13 protein-coding genes are annotated in these 13,553 nt (G+C 59.8%); 9 read left to right on the top strand and 4 right to left on the bottom strand.

The genetic code is table 11. The features are described from left to right. Positions 1–35 precede the first annotated feature (35 nt). Positions 36–2,402, top strand: coding sequence for a ComEC/Rec2 family competence protein (locus WJU23_RS20540; protein WP_346334497.1), 2,367 nt, complete (start codon positions 36–38; stop codon positions 2,400–2,402). A gap of 16 nt (positions 2,403–2,418) precedes the next feature. Here WJU23_RS20540 and WJU23_RS20535 read toward each other — a convergent pair whose 3' ends face one another. Next, complete coding sequence (locus WJU23_RS20535; RefSeq protein WP_346334496.1) at positions 2,419–3,867, bottom strand: pectate lyase; 1,449 nt, start codon at positions 3,865–3,867, stop codon at positions 2,419–2,421. A 125-nt stretch (positions 3,868–3,992) separates the two neighbouring features. Here WJU23_RS20535 and WJU23_RS20530 point away from each other — a divergent pair, with 125 nt between their 5' ends. Beyond that, positions 3,993–4,586 (top strand): AAA family ATPase, encoded by a 594-nt coding sequence (locus WJU23_RS20530; protein WP_346334495.1) that lies wholly within the window; start codon positions 3,993–3,995, stop codon positions 4,584–4,586. Positions 4,587–4,612: 26 nt separating this feature from the next. Further along, positions 4,613–5,611, top strand: coding sequence for a hypothetical protein (locus tag WJU23_RS20525; protein WP_346334494.1), 999 nt, complete (start codon positions 4,613–4,615; stop codon positions 5,609–5,611). 119 nt (positions 5,612–5,730) lie between these two features. Here WJU23_RS20525 and WJU23_RS20520 read toward each other — a convergent pair whose 3' ends face one another. Beyond that, positions 5,731–7,053 (bottom strand): Gfo/Idh/MocA family oxidoreductase, encoded by a 1,323-nt coding sequence (locus WJU23_RS20520; protein ID WP_346334493.1) that lies wholly within the window; start codon positions 7,051–7,053, stop codon positions 5,731–5,733. A gap of 163 nt (positions 7,054–7,216) precedes the next feature. Between WJU23_RS20520 and WJU23_RS20515 the strand changes: the two genes are divergently transcribed. The 4 genes from WJU23_RS20515 to WJU23_RS20500 all read left to right on the top strand — a co-directional run bounded on the left by WJU23_RS20515 (position 7,217) and on the right by WJU23_RS20500 (position 10,577). Next, positions 7,217–7,339: a hypothetical protein gene (locus WJU23_RS20515; protein WP_346334492.1), complete on the top strand. Its 123-nt coding sequence runs from the start codon at positions 7,217–7,219 to the stop codon at positions 7,337–7,339. A 17-nt stretch (positions 7,340–7,356) separates the two neighbouring features. Further along, a complete protein-coding gene (gene ccoN / locus WJU23_RS20510) occupies positions 7,357–9,741 on the top strand; it encodes a cytochrome-c oxidase, cbb3-type subunit I (RefSeq protein WP_346334491.1) in 2,385 nt (794 codons plus the stop codon). Between the two features lie 20 nt (positions 9,742–9,761). Then, a complete protein-coding gene (locus tag WJU23_RS20505; protein WP_346334490.1) occupies positions 9,762–9,917 on the top strand; it encodes a hypothetical protein in 156 nt (51 codons plus the stop codon). Positions 9,918–9,980: 63 nt separating this feature from the next. Beyond that, on the top strand, positions 9,981–10,577 hold the full coding sequence (locus WJU23_RS20500; protein ID WP_346334489.1) for a cbb3-type cytochrome c oxidase N-terminal domain-containing protein: 597 nt from the start codon (positions 9,981–9,983) through the stop codon (positions 10,575–10,577). 33 nt (positions 10,578–10,610) lie between these two features. Here WJU23_RS20500 and WJU23_RS20495 read toward each other — a convergent pair whose 3' ends face one another. After that, positions 10,611–10,904, bottom strand: coding sequence for a type II toxin-antitoxin system RelE/ParE family toxin (locus tag WJU23_RS20495; RefSeq protein ID WP_346334488.1), 294 nt, complete (start codon positions 10,902–10,904; stop codon positions 10,611–10,613). Beyond that, a complete protein-coding gene (locus WJU23_RS20490; RefSeq protein ID WP_346334487.1) occupies positions 10,901–11,134 on the bottom strand; it encodes an addiction module protein in 234 nt (77 codons plus the stop codon). The genes WJU23_RS20495 and WJU23_RS20490 overlap by 4 nt, the downstream gene beginning before the upstream one ends. A 106-nt stretch (positions 11,135–11,240) precedes the next feature. On the opposite strand from WJU23_RS20490, the gene ccoG reads away from it, so the two are divergent. Together ccoG and WJU23_RS20480 are read left to right on the top strand one after the other, a co-directional pair. Beyond that, positions 11,241–12,662, top strand: coding sequence for a cytochrome c oxidase accessory protein CcoG (gene ccoG / locus WJU23_RS20485; protein ID WP_346334486.1), 1,422 nt, complete (start codon positions 11,241–11,243; stop codon positions 12,660–12,662). A gap of 191 nt (positions 12,663–12,853) precedes the next feature. Next, positions 12,854–13,552, top strand: coding sequence for a sulfite exporter TauE/SafE family protein (locus WJU23_RS20480; RefSeq protein ID WP_346334485.1), 699 nt, complete (start codon positions 12,854–12,856; stop codon positions 13,550–13,552). The last annotated feature ends 1 nt before the right edge of the window (position 13,553 follow it).

Here is a 13,553-nt window from a genome sequence, read left to right as displayed (position 1 = left end):
AATCTCAACCTGATTACCCGCTTCCATTCTCCACGATGGCCGCCCCTCCCAGCTCCCGTCACTGGCACAGAAAGCATCCTTTGCTGGTGGTGGCCGTACCTGCATCCGCAGGTATCATCCTGGCGGACCATTTCTCCTGGCAGCCAGGATGGTTGCTGGTGGCGGTCACGTTGTTCGCCTGGCTGGTTTTTATGTTCCACCCCCGTCTCTGGCTCAGCCTGCCGGCCGTTTTTATTACCTTCGGGCTGCTCCATTCATTCCGGCTGGCGGATACCTATGATCATCCGCTGCGGACAGCTCTTCTGGCGGCACCGGACCACGCCATGGAAGTCACCGTGCGTGGTCATCTCTATCCCTGGACGCGGGGTGCCGAAGTGGATGAAGCTGCTGCCTTGTGCAAAACCACCGCTGTGCGCATAGGAAGCGAAGGCCCATTCCGCCCCGTGACCGCGCAAATCAAAGTCCGCCTTCCCGAAGGCTGGGCACTCGCATCTCCCGGTTTGCATGAAATCAAAGGCCGCCTGTTTCTCCCCAGGGCACCGATGAATCCGGGCCAGTTTGACTCCGCCAGTCATGGGCTGCGCATGGGCTGGATCGCCCATCTGCGTGCGCAGGAAGTCACCATGCTTCAGGCCGCCTCGTTTGCCCCCCGCTTCCATCTGCTCCAGGCAGCGGAAAACTCCCGGCAGTGGATCATCCGCCAGCTCTCGCGCGGGCTGGAAAGGGAAGGGGATCACGCCGCAGTCATCCTGGCCATGGCCCTCGGCGCATCGGATGCCGCAGGGGAGGATATTGAAGACGCCTTTCGGGACAGCGGTACCCTGCATGTCTTTGCCGTCAGCGGTCTGCATGTAGCCATGCTGGCCGGCATTGCGACCCTGTTCCTGCGCGGTTTGGGCATTCAGCGCATCACCCTGTTCATCATTCTGCTGGTCTTTGCTTATGCCTATATCACAGGCTGGCGTCCCTCTGCCGCCAGGGCCGCATTTATGACATCTGTGATCCTGGCGGGGCCTCTTTTTCATCGCAGTTCCCAACTTCCGAACACCCTCGGTGCCGCTGCACTTGTCCTTCTTTTGTTTGATACGCATCAACTTTTCATCGTCGGCTTTCAACTCTCCTTCGGTGTCCTCCTTGCCATCATGCTGATGACCTCAGGCCTCCTGGAAACCCTGCGCCCCTGGTGTACTTTGGATCCCTTTTTGCCTTCCGCACTGGCCTCGCCCCTTCAACGCCTCGGCGTGAAACTCCGTCTGCATATCGCCTCTCTTGCCAGTGTCTCTGCGGCAGCCTGGGCAGGCAGCCTGCCTCTGATGATCTGGCATTTTGACACCATCACGCCGATTGCCCTGATTTCCAACATGGTGCTCGTTCCCGCTTCGGGCATATGCCTTTTTCTCTCTTGCCTCAGTCTCGGGCTGTCCACAGCCCATTGCGTGTCCGCAGCACTTTTGGTTAATCATGCCAATGCCTTTCTGGCCAAGGTGATGGTCGGCATCGCCACCTGGTTTGCCGGTCTCCCGGCCTCCAATCACAGCCTGGACCTGCGCTTTGAACAACAACCGCCACCAGTGGAAATGCAGGTCCTTCATCTCCCCTTTGGCGGCGGTGCAGGCTACCTGCGCAATGGTGACCGCCGCTGGCTGTTGGATACTGGCAATGAGGATGCCTGGCGCTACACCCTCCGTCCTTTCCTCCGCCATCACGGCGTCAACAGCCTCGACGGCATCATCCTCAGCCATGCCGACATTGCCCATGCCGGTGCTGCCCCGTTGATTCTCAAGGCGCAAAACGTACCCCTTCTCCACACCAGCCGCCTGGAGCCCTGGCCCACCGACCCTCCCTCCGCCAGCCTGCGATCCCTCAGCCGCATCATCGAACCTGACAGTTCCCTCTGGCAGCGGCACCTCCTGAATGAAATCATCCCGCTGGCCTCACCAGACGGTCTTCAAGTCACCGCCCAGGTCCTCCATCCCGGCCCGGAGGATCTTCATGAAAAGGCCAATGATCGTGGCCTCGTCCTGCTCATCCAGGCAGGCGAATTCCGCATCCTCTGGCTCAGCGATGCCGGCTTCATCACTGAAAAGCGACTGCTGGAGCGCCAGGCCCCGGTGGAGTGTGACATCCTCATCCGTCACCAGCACAATGCCGACTTCTCCGGCCTCACTGAGCTTTTGCTCGCCGCCGAACCGCAGGCCGTCATCAGCAGCAATGATGCCTGGCGCGTCGAGGAAGCCCTGCCACCCCGCCTCCGCGACCACTGCCAGCGCTACCAAATTCCCCTCTTCGACCTCGAATCCAGCGGCAGCGTCGGCATCCACATCCACCCTCATCAAGCCCTGCTCAAAGCCCACCTTAGTGGCCAGACCCTCACCCTCCAGCCAAGGCTGGAGAGCCCTTGAGTCTGCTGAAGCAAAATTACTTCGCCCTCAGCTTCGCAAACGCGTCTCCGCCCTTGCTGGCTCCTTCTACATAGTAGGCCATCGCATTCATATGCTTCACAAACTCGCCTGCATCAATCTCATCGCCCTTCATCCAGATTCCATCGGCCGTCTGTGATTTCAGCGCCTGCTGTGCCTTGCTTCCCGCACCTTTGGCACGGCTGGCCCAGCCTTTGTCATCCGTTGGGCCGCCGCGTTTGGCCAGCAACTCCTCACGCGATCTGTCCATCTGATTGCGTAGAGCCTCCAGGTCCTTGTTCACCCAGTCCAGCTTGAATCCGTAGTGGGTCGGCAGGTTGCTGTCGTCATACACCAGCTCATAAGTATCCTTCACAAAGTACAGCGGCTTGTTGGTCTTCAGCTCGTAGAAGCGCGCATACTGGCCATCCGGCAGTTCGGACTTCGCATACCAGGCAAAGGCAGCCGCCAGCGGCTTCATGTACTTCTCCTCGCCCGTCACCACATACAGTTCTTGCAGGGTTTTCATCGTGCTCAGGCTCTCGCCTCCGCTCACACATGGCGGCTCAAACTTGCGTGCCCACACTGGCTCCATCTGGTGGTTGTACTGCTGTGCCCAGGCCGTTTGTGGCTCCGGCATTTGGGCCAGAATGAAGAAGTCCCCCGCCTTTTTCGCAGCGGACATGTACTTTTCCTCCTTCGTCAGTTCATGCGCCCGTAACAGCAGTTGCACGATCTTCATCATGTTGCCGTCATTCAGCGTGTAGTAGCCCTTATAGTCCTCCTTCGGAAAGGTGCGCGGCCAGTCTTTCGGATACGCCGCTTTCATCACCGGCAGGCTAGCATCCACCGGACCGGAGTACTGTTGCGGCCAGGCACCGTTCGGGTATTGTGCGCCTAACAAACTGTCCATTCCTGCCTTCAGGGCCGTGTGCAGCTCCGCATCATCCTTGCATTCCGGCAGGTGGGCCAGCTCCAGCAGAAGCAGCAGCGCCGACTGCGTTTTGTTATCATCCAGCGTGCTGGAGTTGCGTCGTTTGCCCGTTTCCTTGTCTCCTGCCAGGACATCCTTGCGCAGGTGGTAGCGCTTCGCCTGCTCATCCGCAAAATCAAAATCGCTGTCCCATCCTCCGCTGGCCAGCTGGCACTCGATGAGCGCCTTGCCCGCCGCTTTGGCCGCCTCCAGGAACTGCTTCTCCCCCGTCGCCTCATACGCTTTCACCAGCGCATGCCCCACGCTGGTCGTCCCATGCGGCTGGATGGAAATGACCGTCTTGGATTCCTTATGCTCCGTCACGCCCGCGCTCAGGTCCTTCTTCCAGGCGGAGGCATAACCGCCATGTACAGCCAGCTTCTCCGTATAAAACGCCGCCGCCTTTTTCATCCCCGCCGTCACCTCAGCCGGATCAGGCAAAGAATCCGCCGCCAGGGCAGACAGTGGCAGGAGCAAACAAAGAAGCGTTTTCATGGTGGGGCGATTGGGAGTGAAGGGCTGTGCGGATACATAGCGTACCGTTCTTCACGAATGTTGCTTTCCGGAGTGAAAAACCTGTTACTTCCAGTAGCTGTCTTTCATTCTCCATCCTCCCTTCCATGCCCTCCTCTCCTTTCCGCATCGCCCTCACCGGCGGCCCCGGTGGTGGCAAGACCACTTCCGCCGACCTCTTTCGCCGTGAAATTGGCGATTCCGTCGTCATCGTGCCCGAGGCCGCTACCATCCTCTTTCAGGGCGGATTCCCGCGCTCCCTCCAGCCTTCCGCATTGCGCCACACCCAGAGCGCCATCTATCATGTACAGCGTCATCTGGAGGACGAATACGCCACCCTTTATCCAGGCCGCGTCCTCATGTGTGACCGTGGCACCATTGACGGAGCCGCCTACTGGCCCGGCCCGGAGGAGGAGTACTTCGCCGCCCTCCAGACCACCCGCGCGGCCGAGCTCGCCCGTTACGATGCCGTCATCTTCTTTGAGACCGCCGCCGTCGGCGGATCCTCCATCGAAGGCGGCAACCCCATCCGCAATGAAACCCTCGCGCAGGCCATCGCGCTGGATGCTAAACTCCGCGCCCTCTGGTCCCACCATCCTGCCTTCAGCCTCGTCCCCCACCACGCCTCCTTCTTCCAAAAGATCAGCTTCGGCCTGCAGACCCTGCAATCCATCGTGCAGCAGCTCAAGCCGTCCCATTAAACCACTCATCCATTTCAATCATCCTCATGACCACCCGCCCACTCCTCCTAGCCCTCTCGCTGCTCTTCCCCCTCACCGCCGCGGCGGCGGAAACAGGAACCGGTGCCCCCTTTGAATTCCTCGTCATGGGCTGCATGCCCTACCACATGCCGCAGGATGAGGCCCGCTTTCAAAACGTCATCGCCACCGCCAACCAGGCCCGGCCCGCCTTCAGCGTCCATTGTGGCGATACCAAATACGGCCAGGTCCCCTGCGATGACCCCGCCTACGACCAGATCAAAAAACGCTTCGACCAGTTCCAGCATCCCTTCATCTACACCCCCGGCGACAACGAATGGACCGACTGCCACACTGCCAATGCCGGCCAGTTTGATCCGGTTGACCGCCTCGCCCTCGTCCGCCGCCTGTTCTTCCCGGATTCACAGAGCCTCGGCACCCCCTCGCTCACATTGACCTCCCAGCCCGGGCTTCAGCCCCAGTTCGCCACCTATGTGGAAAACAACCGCTGGTCGCATAACGGCATCCTCTTCACCACCCTCCACGTCGTCGGAAGCAACAACAATGCCCGCGAGAACCACCCTGCCGCCATGGAGGAATTCATCGCCCGCGATGCCGCCTCCATCGCCTGGATGCAGGCCGCGTTTGAAGAGGCCGCGAAACCGCAGCACCGCGCCCTAGTCCTTTTCATGCAGGCTAATCCCCTCTCCGAGACCCAGCGCTCCGAGCCACGCAGCCCCGGCTTCGCCAACCTCGTCCCCGCCCTCCGCGCCGCCGTCCAGGCTTTCCCCAAACCTGTCTATCTCTTCCACAGCGACAGCCATTACTTCCGCATAGACAAGCCCCTCACCTCCGCCACCGGCCGCACCCTGGAAAACTTCACCCGCATCGAAACCTTCGGTGGCCACAACCTCCACCTCATTCGCGTCCAGGTAACCCCCCAGTCCCCAAATCCCCTCATCGCTTCCCCCTTGATGATAGAAGCCAATCTCGTTAATCCCGACCTGTCGTTGCCGGGGAAGAAGTAATGCGAGCTAACTAAAAAGTTCGTCAATCACAAAAAAAACGATGCTGCGAATCTCCATTCGCAGCATCGCCTCGATAAAATTAGTGTACCCGCCCCAGCATGCGAGGTGGGGTAAAGCTGTTAGCCCAGCCCCTCGATCTTCCACCCTTCGCGATACTCCCGCTTCACCAGCTTGTTCGCGCCTTCGTGGTTGCTGATCTGGCAGGCCTCGCGGTCCCATTCCAGCCACTGGCCGGGGAAGCGGTCGGTGATCGTCCCTACAAGCACGCTCTCCGTTAGCGGGCCGCCGTGGCTGAAATCCGCGCAGCTCTTTTTACCGGCGAGGATGGCATCCACCCAGTCATGGTAATGGTCCTGGCCCTTCAGGCCTTTGGGGTACTTCTCCGCTGGGAAAGTTTCTTCCGGCAGCACGAACGGGCGCTGGCCGTACGGCTTGAAGATGCTGCCTTCCGTGCCCACCCAGAAGGTGCCGGCATGGGGCCACTTGGTCAGCGCTTTAGGCATCTTCACCTTGGTCATGTCCGGTTCCATGCCGCCATCGTTCCACGTGATGCGGACAATGTCGTCCGCCGTGTATTCGCTGCCGGGGAAGTCCAGTTCCACGATGCGCTTTTCACCCCACAGCGGGCCGCTGCTGCCGCCGTGTGTCTGGCGGGCGCGGATGGGGGCGGTCAGCTTCAGCGCATCAAAGGTGGCATCAAAGTGATGGCAGCCCATGTCGCCCATCTCACCGCAGCCAAAGTCAAACCAGGCGCGCCAGTTTTGCGGATGATAGGTGTCATTTAAATACGGCACCGGATTCCGCACCCCGCACCACAGGTCCCAGTCCAACCCTTCCGGGATGGGATCGCCCTGGGGGCGCAACTCCGTGTTTTTCGGCCACCAGCTCAGCGGTTTGTTCTCCCACATGATGACCTCCTTCACTTTGCCGATGGCCCCGCTCTGGATGAGCTGCACCGTCATGCGGGCCTCGATGCTGGAGCGCCCCTGGTTGCCCAGCTGTGTCACCACGCCCGCCTTCTTTGCCTCTTCCGTGATCACCCGGCACTCATGCAGCGTCGGGGCCATGGGCTTCTGCAAATAAACGTGCTTCTTCGCCCGCAGAGCCGTCACTGCCGGCCCTGCATGGCTGTGATCCGGCGTGCCGATGGTCACCGCATCGTATTTGTCCCCCAGTTTGGCCATCACCTCACGCCAGTCCTTGTGCTTGCTGGCATCGGGGAAAAGTTTCGCCGCCTGCGCCAGATGCGCCGCGTCCACATCGCAGATGCTGACAATTTTTACCTTCTCATGCGTGGCCACGCTCTGCATCGTCCTGCCGCCCATCCGGGCCACGCCAAAACTGGCGACTTGCAGCATGGAATTTGGGGAGGCGCTGCGCAAAATGGCGGGAAAGCCCAGCGTGGCGGCGGCGGAGGTCTGGAAAAAACGGCGGCGGTTCATGGCAAACGGTAGAAACGCAGCCCGCAGCCCGGCCTTTCACCCCGGAATCCGGGGTTCGTCACTTCACAAGATCGGTGCAGCTTCAAACAAGGTGCGGAGAGCAGCCCGCGCGTCCCTCGGCTTCCTTGGCATCAGTATGGAAGTCTTCGCTGTCACCATTTTCATGAGCCTCGCTTTTGCGGTGCTTTTTGCCGTCCTTTTTTTCGCCGAGCGCTCCCAGCGCCAGCGTCGCTCCATCGAGCAAATGTCCCTCCTGCCGCTGGATGGTGACTCCCCGGACCGCTGATTCACCGCCCCTCTTCCATGACCCACTCCACCACCAAGCAGCTCATCACGTTTGATGACAAGGTCGTCCGCCAGTTCATGTGGGCGTCCATCATCTGGGGCATCGTCGGCATGCTCGTCGGCGTCATCATCGCCTCCCAGCTCAATTTCCATCAGCTCAATGTCACGCAGTGGCTGTCTTTTGGCCGCCTGCGCCCGCTGCATACCAATGCCGTCATCTTCGCCTTTGTGGGAAACATGATGTTCGCCGGCATCTACTACTCCACTCAGCGCCTGTGCAAGGCCCGCATGGCCTCAGACCTCCTGTCCAAGATCCACTTCTGGGGCTGGCAGGGCATCATCGTCGCCGCCGCCATCAGCCTGCCGCTGGGTTACACACGCGGCCAGGAATACGCCGAGCTCATCTGGCCCATCAACATCGCCGTCGCCCTCATCTGGGTCGTATTTGCGGTGAACTTCTTCTGGACACTGGCCCGCCGTAACGAGCCCTCGCTCTATGTCGCCCTCTGGTTCTACATCGCCACTATCATCACCGTGGCGATGCTTTATATCGTCAACCATATCTCCATCCCCACGAGCTGGACGCACAGCTATACCATCTTCTCCGGTGTGCAGAACGCGCTGGTACAGTGGTGGTATGGGCATAACGCCGTCGCCTTCTTCCTCACCACGCCCATTCTCGGCATCATGTACTACTTCCTGCCGAAGTCTGTGGAGCGGCCCGTGTATTCCTACCGCCTGTCCATCGTCCACTTCTGGTCCCTGGTCTTCATTTACATCTGGGCCGGTCCGCACCACCTGTTGAATACTGCCCTGCCCAAATGGCTGCAAATGCTCGGCATGTTCTTCAGCCTCATGCTCTGGGCGCCCAGCTGGGGAGGCATGCTCAATGGCCTGCTCACTCTCCGCGGTGCCTGGGACAAGCTGCGCACCGACCCCGTCGTTAAATTCTTCATCGCCGCCGTCACCTTTTACGGCATGGCCACCTTTGAAGGTCCTCTCCTTTCCATCCGTGCTGTCAATGCCCTTTCGCATTACTCAGACTGGACCATCGGCCACGTCCACGCCGGTGCTCTTGGCTGGAACGGACTCATGGCCGCCGGTATGTTTTACTGGCTCACTCCACGCCTTTACGGAACAAAGCTGCATTCCATCCCGATGGCCAATTTTCACTTCTGGATCTCCATCGTCGGCATTCTCCTGTACGTCGCCGCCATGTGGGTGTCCGGCATCATGCAGGGCCTCATGCTGAATTCCACCAATGCCGCAGGCACCGCCCTCACTTATCCAAATTTCATCGAGACCCTCACCGCCATCCGTCCCATGATGGCCTTCCGCATCATCGGCGGTGTCATGTATCTCGTCGGCATGATCCTCATGCTCTGGAACCTCTGGATGACCGCCCGCAGTGGCAGCCCCGTCAATGAAACCCGCGAGGTCGCCGTCATCGAGCGCGCCAGTGTGGACAACATGCGGCCGCGCGAAGCCTTCCTGGCTGATCCCGTCACCTACTTCCTAGGCGGCCTATTCCTCCTCATGGGCTGGATCTTCCTGCCTAAAGGGGCCGACATCACAGCTCTGGTTTGCGCCCTCCTCTTCGGAGCCATTGCAGTGAAAAAGTTCATCGCCTCAAACACCACTTGGGCGCAGTGGTATGATCGTTTGTTAGAAAACTGGCTGCCCTTCACCATCCTCACCTTCCTCGCCGTCGCCCTCGGCGGCCTCATCCAGATCATCCCCACCGTCATGGTGAACCGGGCCAAAAACATGGAGGACCGCATCCAGCAGGTCTATACCCCCCTGGAGCTCACTGGCCGCGACATCTATGTCTCCGAAGGCTGCTACAACTGCCACAGCCAGATGATCCGCACCATGCTGCCGGACGTCCTCCGGTATGGCGACTACAGCCGCCTCGGCGAAAGTATCTATGACCATCCCTTCCAGTGGGGCTCCAAGCGTACCGGTCCCGACCTTGCCCGCGAAGGCGACCGCTATCCGCATAGCTGGCACTACAACCACATGATGGACCCCCGCAGCACCTCCGTCGGCTCCAACATGCCTTCTTACCCGCACCTCTTCACGGATAAGTTTGATCAGAAGACCCTGCCCAAAAAGATCGCCGCCATGGTTCGGCTCGGCGTGCCTTATCCCGCCATGACCGATCTCGAGATCAAGGAAAACGCCATCAAGCAAGGCATCGAAATCGTCAACAAACTCAAGGAGGACAAAATCACCGCCTCCCCGGATACCCAGATCATCGCCCTCATCGCCTACCTGCAAAAACTGGGCAAGCACGACACCCTTGAGGCAGAAAACAAACTTGGGACCTACCCCACCACCCCCGGTCTGATCCCCGGCCCCGTCAACCCTGACAAAAACCGCCCCCTCAGCGGCAGCCAATAACCACCCCCTATCCGCCCATCATGTACAAATACGTCATCTACGAAAACTGGCTGGATTGGGTCCCCTACGTCGCTTTCGGCGTCACCTCCCTCGTCTTCTTCACCTTCTCCATCCACGCCCTCATCATGCGCAAAGACCGCGCCGATCATCTCTCCCATCTGCCCCTCGATAACTGACTTCAGGCCATCGTTCTCGCCCACGGGATCCTTCGTCATTCTGCATTCGTCATCCGCCTCCCTATGCCTCCCGATTCCCCCAACTCCGGCCCCACCCTCCGACCGCACGTTTACGACGGCATCCAGGAGTATGACCAAAAGCTGCCTAACTGGTGGTTGTTCAGCTGGTACATCACCATGGTGTTTTTTGTCATCGCCTGGGTCGCGTACTACCAGTTTGGCATCGGCATGTCCGATGAAAAAAATATCGAGGCCGCCATGGCCAAAATCGCCGATTTCCAAAAGCGCGAGCTGGAGCTGATTGATGACGACAAGCTCTGGGAAATGTCCCGCGACGAGAAGATTGTTGCCGCAGGAGCCGCCACCTACAGCACCACCTGCATCGCCTGCCACGCGGCGGATCTCAGTGGCCTCCTCGCCGGAGCCAAGCTGCCCGGCCTCCCCCTCAACGACCAGGAATGGAAGCATGGCGGCCACCCCACCCAGATCCTCACCATCGTCCGCCAGGGCGCCCCCGACCTCACCAAAGGCATGCCCCCCTGGGAGCCCCAGCTCGGCCTCCAGCGCGTCGTCGAAGTCGTCGCCTACATCCTCAGCAAGCACAAGCAAGACGACCCTATCACCCTCGCCGCCGACTCCCCACTGAAAGCCGCCAAGTAACCAAACTGCCAGCGGTTGCCCTTATCCGCGCAACTACAGCCTCCCTCTCCAATAATCCGTCTGTCTGCGATGATGGGCCACGGCATAGATGACGATGCTCTCACGCGCAGTATCATAATGATAAAACAGGTAATAAGGAAACCTGCGCATTCGAAAGATTCGAATCCCTTCCCCAACTGGCTGGAACCGTTCTGGATGATTTGAAATCTCAGCAAGCGCGTTCTCAATGGCTTGGACAAACTGACGCCCAAGACCAAACCGGTCCTCCGAATATTGCGCCGCCTCACGATACTCCTCCAGCGCTTCGGACTCAAAGCTGACTGTCATGCGCGCAGATTGAGTGAAGCGAGCACACTTGCATGGGCTTCAGTGGCAGGAGTCAATTCGGAGACCCCCGTTCTGACATTCTCCATTCGCCGCGCAACGACCTCAAGCTGCTGCTTCAGCAACTCATCCGAAGGAGCACTTCGCTCAAGGATCGCTTCCACCAGCTCAGTTCGCGAATCACTGGGCAGCAGCAGGACTTCTTCAAAAAGGTGTGCAACAGCGGCATTCATGCCGTGAGTATAACTTCTGAGACCAGCCAGCCAAGCAAAATCCGCCCCTCCATCCGCAACCCCTGCAAAGCAAAAGGGCCACCATCACCGAGGGTAAGGGCACCCCATGAAATCCCCCACCCTGGAATCGTTGTCGTCCATTGAGGCAGATGGATCACATCGCATGATCCACCCGGCGGATGTGCATGGCCGGTTCACTGCCTGGCGGCGCGCGTCTGCCCTGCTGCTCCTGGGCATCTACATTACCCTGCCGTGGATTCCAATTAACGGCTACCCTGCCGTCTTTCTGGACGTGCAGGAGCGGCGCTTTCATTTTATGGGCCTCACCCTCGCCACCCAGGATCTGTGGGTGGGTTTCTTCCTCATCACAGGACTGGCCTTTTCGCTCTTTTACGTGACCGCTCTTTTTGGGCGCATCTGGTGTGGCTGGACCTGCCCATACACCGTCTTCCTGGAGCATGTTTATCGCCGCATCGAGCGCTGGATTGATGGCGATGCCACCGCCCGCCGTCGTCTGGATGCAGCCCCCTGGTCCGCTGGCAAAGCCATGCGTCGCGGATTCAAGCACGCCGTCTTCATCCTCGTCTCCGCCCTCATCGCCCACATCTTTCTGAGCTATTTCGTCTCGCTGAAAAAGCTGTATGAAATGATGCAGGGCCCGCCCAGCCAGCACCTCATGGTCTTTGGTGTCATGCTCTTCCTCACGGGCGGCCTTTACTTTGCCTTCAGTTGGTTCCGTGAGCAATTCTGCGTCATCCTCTGCCCTTACGGCCGCCTGCAATCCGCCCTCACGGATGACCACAGCGTCGTCATTGGGTACGACAAACAACGCGGCGAACCTCGCGGCAAGGTCGGCAGCACCAGCGGTGCCTGTGTGGACTGCCGCCGCTGCGTGCAGGTCTGCCCCACCGGCATTGACATCCGCAACGGTCTGCAGCTCGACTGTATCGGCTGCGCCGCCTGTGTAGATGCCTGCGATGACATCATGCTCAAGCTCAAGCGCCCCACCGGCCTGGTGCGTTATGATTCCCATGTCGGCCTGCATGGAGGAAAGACCCGCTTCATCCGTCCGCGCATCATCCTTTACACTGGCCTCTTATTGTTAGGCGTCGGTGCTTTTGCCTTCTCCGCTCTGCAGCTCTCCCCCGTCCGAGCCAGCGTCGTGCGTATGGTCGGGGCTCCCTTCTATGTGTCAGATGGCACCTTGCGAAACCAGTTCCTCATCCGCGTCATCAACAAGCGTAACAGCCCCTCCACCTATCGCCTTCAGCTCACTGGTGACTTCCCCCCTCAGCTCAGCATCAGCGGCCTCACCGAAACCCTCAGCTTAGCCCCGCTGGGCGAAGAACAAAAAACCCTGGTTCTTTCCCTCCCCGAAGCCGCCTTCACCCAGCCTTTCAAGCTCCAGGTCAATGTCACTGACACCACCCGCGGCGATACCGTCACCACCCGCGTCATGGAATTCCTCGGCCCCGATACCCGCCTTAAATCCAATGAACCTCTCGATCCGAAAGATTTTGTTCAATAAGCCCTGGCTCCTGCCCGTGCTCGCCTTCCTCACCTTCGTCGCCGGGTGGATCGCCTTCATCGTCTTCGCTATCCAAAACCGTCCCCAGGAGGTCGAACGCATCCTCATGCTCGTCCCCTAAACCTCATCGCATTTCTCATCAGGATCCGAAAACTGAAAACTGAAAACCGCATACTGATAACTGCCTCCCCATGCCCCCCATAGACACCAGCGCCGCCGCCTTCCTCGCCGGATTGGTCACCAGCGTTCACTGCGTCGGCATGTGCGGTCCGTTGTCCTGCTCCTGGGCCGTCTCTTCCAAATCCGGCACTACTGGTTTCATGCGTAACACCGCCCTTTATCACGGCGGACGCCTCATCTCCTATGGCCTCATCGGAGCCATCGCCGGTGCCGCAGGGTTCATCCCGCTGAGCTGGTTCCAGCATGGAGCAGGCATCGTCCTGCCCTGGCTCATGGTCATCGCCTTTGCCCTCGTTGGCATGGGGTTGGACAGATACCTGCCTAAACCCAAAGTCCTCAGCCACAGTCTGCGCAAGATCCAGACCGCCGCCTTCCGCATGAAAAGCGCCTGGCGCGCCAGTTTGTTAGGCCTCGCCACACCGCTGCTCCCCTGCGGCCCTCTTTACGTCATGTTCGCCCTCGCCATGGCCAACGGCAGCTCCCTCAAAGGGGCCGAATTCGCCATCGCCTTCGGCCTCGGCACCCTGCCGCTCCTCTGGCTGGCGCAAACTCAGCTTCATTGGTTAGGCGGCCGCCTGCAGCCCGTCACCCTGCGCCGCGTCCAGCGCGGCCTCGCCCTCAGCGCCGCCCTCATCATGGCCTGGCGCCTCCGCGATACCCTCAACTTCACCAGCGACGCCATCCCAAGCTGCTGCCACGCGATGATGTAAA

Source organism: Prosthecobacter sp. SYSU 5D2, assembly GCF_039655865.1.
In the GTDB taxonomy this organism is placed as follows: Bacteria; Verrucomicrobiota; Verrucomicrobiia; order Verrucomicrobiales; family Verrucomicrobiaceae; genus Prosthecobacter.
The sequence above is the reverse complement of the archived record's forward strand: the minus strand, read 5'-3'. Positions and strand labels throughout refer to the sequence as shown.

Bases quoted from the DNA above. Each gene is read 5' to 3' on its own strand.
- WJU23_RS20540 (WP_346334497.1), top strand. From the start codon at position 36: ATGGCCGCCCCTCCCAGCTCCCGTCACTGGCACAGAAAGCATCCTTTG.
- WJU23_RS20535 (WP_346334496.1), bottom strand. From the start codon at position 3,867: ATGAAAACGCTTCTTTGTTTGCTCCTGCCACTGTCTGCCCTGGCGGCG.
- WJU23_RS20530 (WP_346334495.1), top strand. From the start codon at position 3,993: ATGCCCTCCTCTCCTTTCCGCATCGCCCTCACCGGCGGCCCCGGTGGT.
- WJU23_RS20525 (WP_346334494.1), top strand. From the start codon at position 4,613: ATGACCACCCGCCCACTCCTCCTAGCCCTCTCGCTGCTCTTCCCCCTC.
- WJU23_RS20520 (WP_346334493.1), bottom strand. From the start codon at position 7,053: ATGAACCGCCGCCGTTTTTTCCAGACCTCCGCCGCCGCCACGCTGGGC.
- WJU23_RS20515 (WP_346334492.1), top strand. From the start codon at position 7,217: ATGAGCCTCGCTTTTGCGGTGCTTTTTGCCGTCCTTTTTTTCGCCGAG.
- ccoN (WP_346334491.1), top strand. From the start codon at position 7,357: ATGACCCACTCCACCACCAAGCAGCTCATCACGTTTGATGACAAGGTC.
- WJU23_RS20505 (WP_346334490.1), top strand. From the start codon at position 9,762: ATGTACAAATACGTCATCTACGAAAACTGGCTGGATTGGGTCCCCTAC.
- WJU23_RS20500 (WP_346334489.1), top strand. From the start codon at position 9,981: ATGCCTCCCGATTCCCCCAACTCCGGCCCCACCCTCCGACCGCACGTT.
- WJU23_RS20495 (WP_346334488.1), bottom strand. From the start codon at position 10,904: ATGACAGTCAGCTTTGAGTCCGAAGCGCTGGAGGAGTATCGTGAGGCG.
- WJU23_RS20490 (WP_346334487.1), bottom strand. From the start codon at position 11,134: ATGAATGCCGCTGTTGCACACCTTTTTGAAGAAGTCCTGCTGCTGCCC.
- ccoG (WP_346334486.1), top strand. From the start codon at position 11,241: ATGAAATCCCCCACCCTGGAATCGTTGTCGTCCATTGAGGCAGATGGA.
- WJU23_RS20480 (WP_346334485.1), top strand. From the start codon at position 12,854: ATGCCCCCCATAGACACCAGCGCCGCCGCCTTCCTCGCCGGATTGGTC.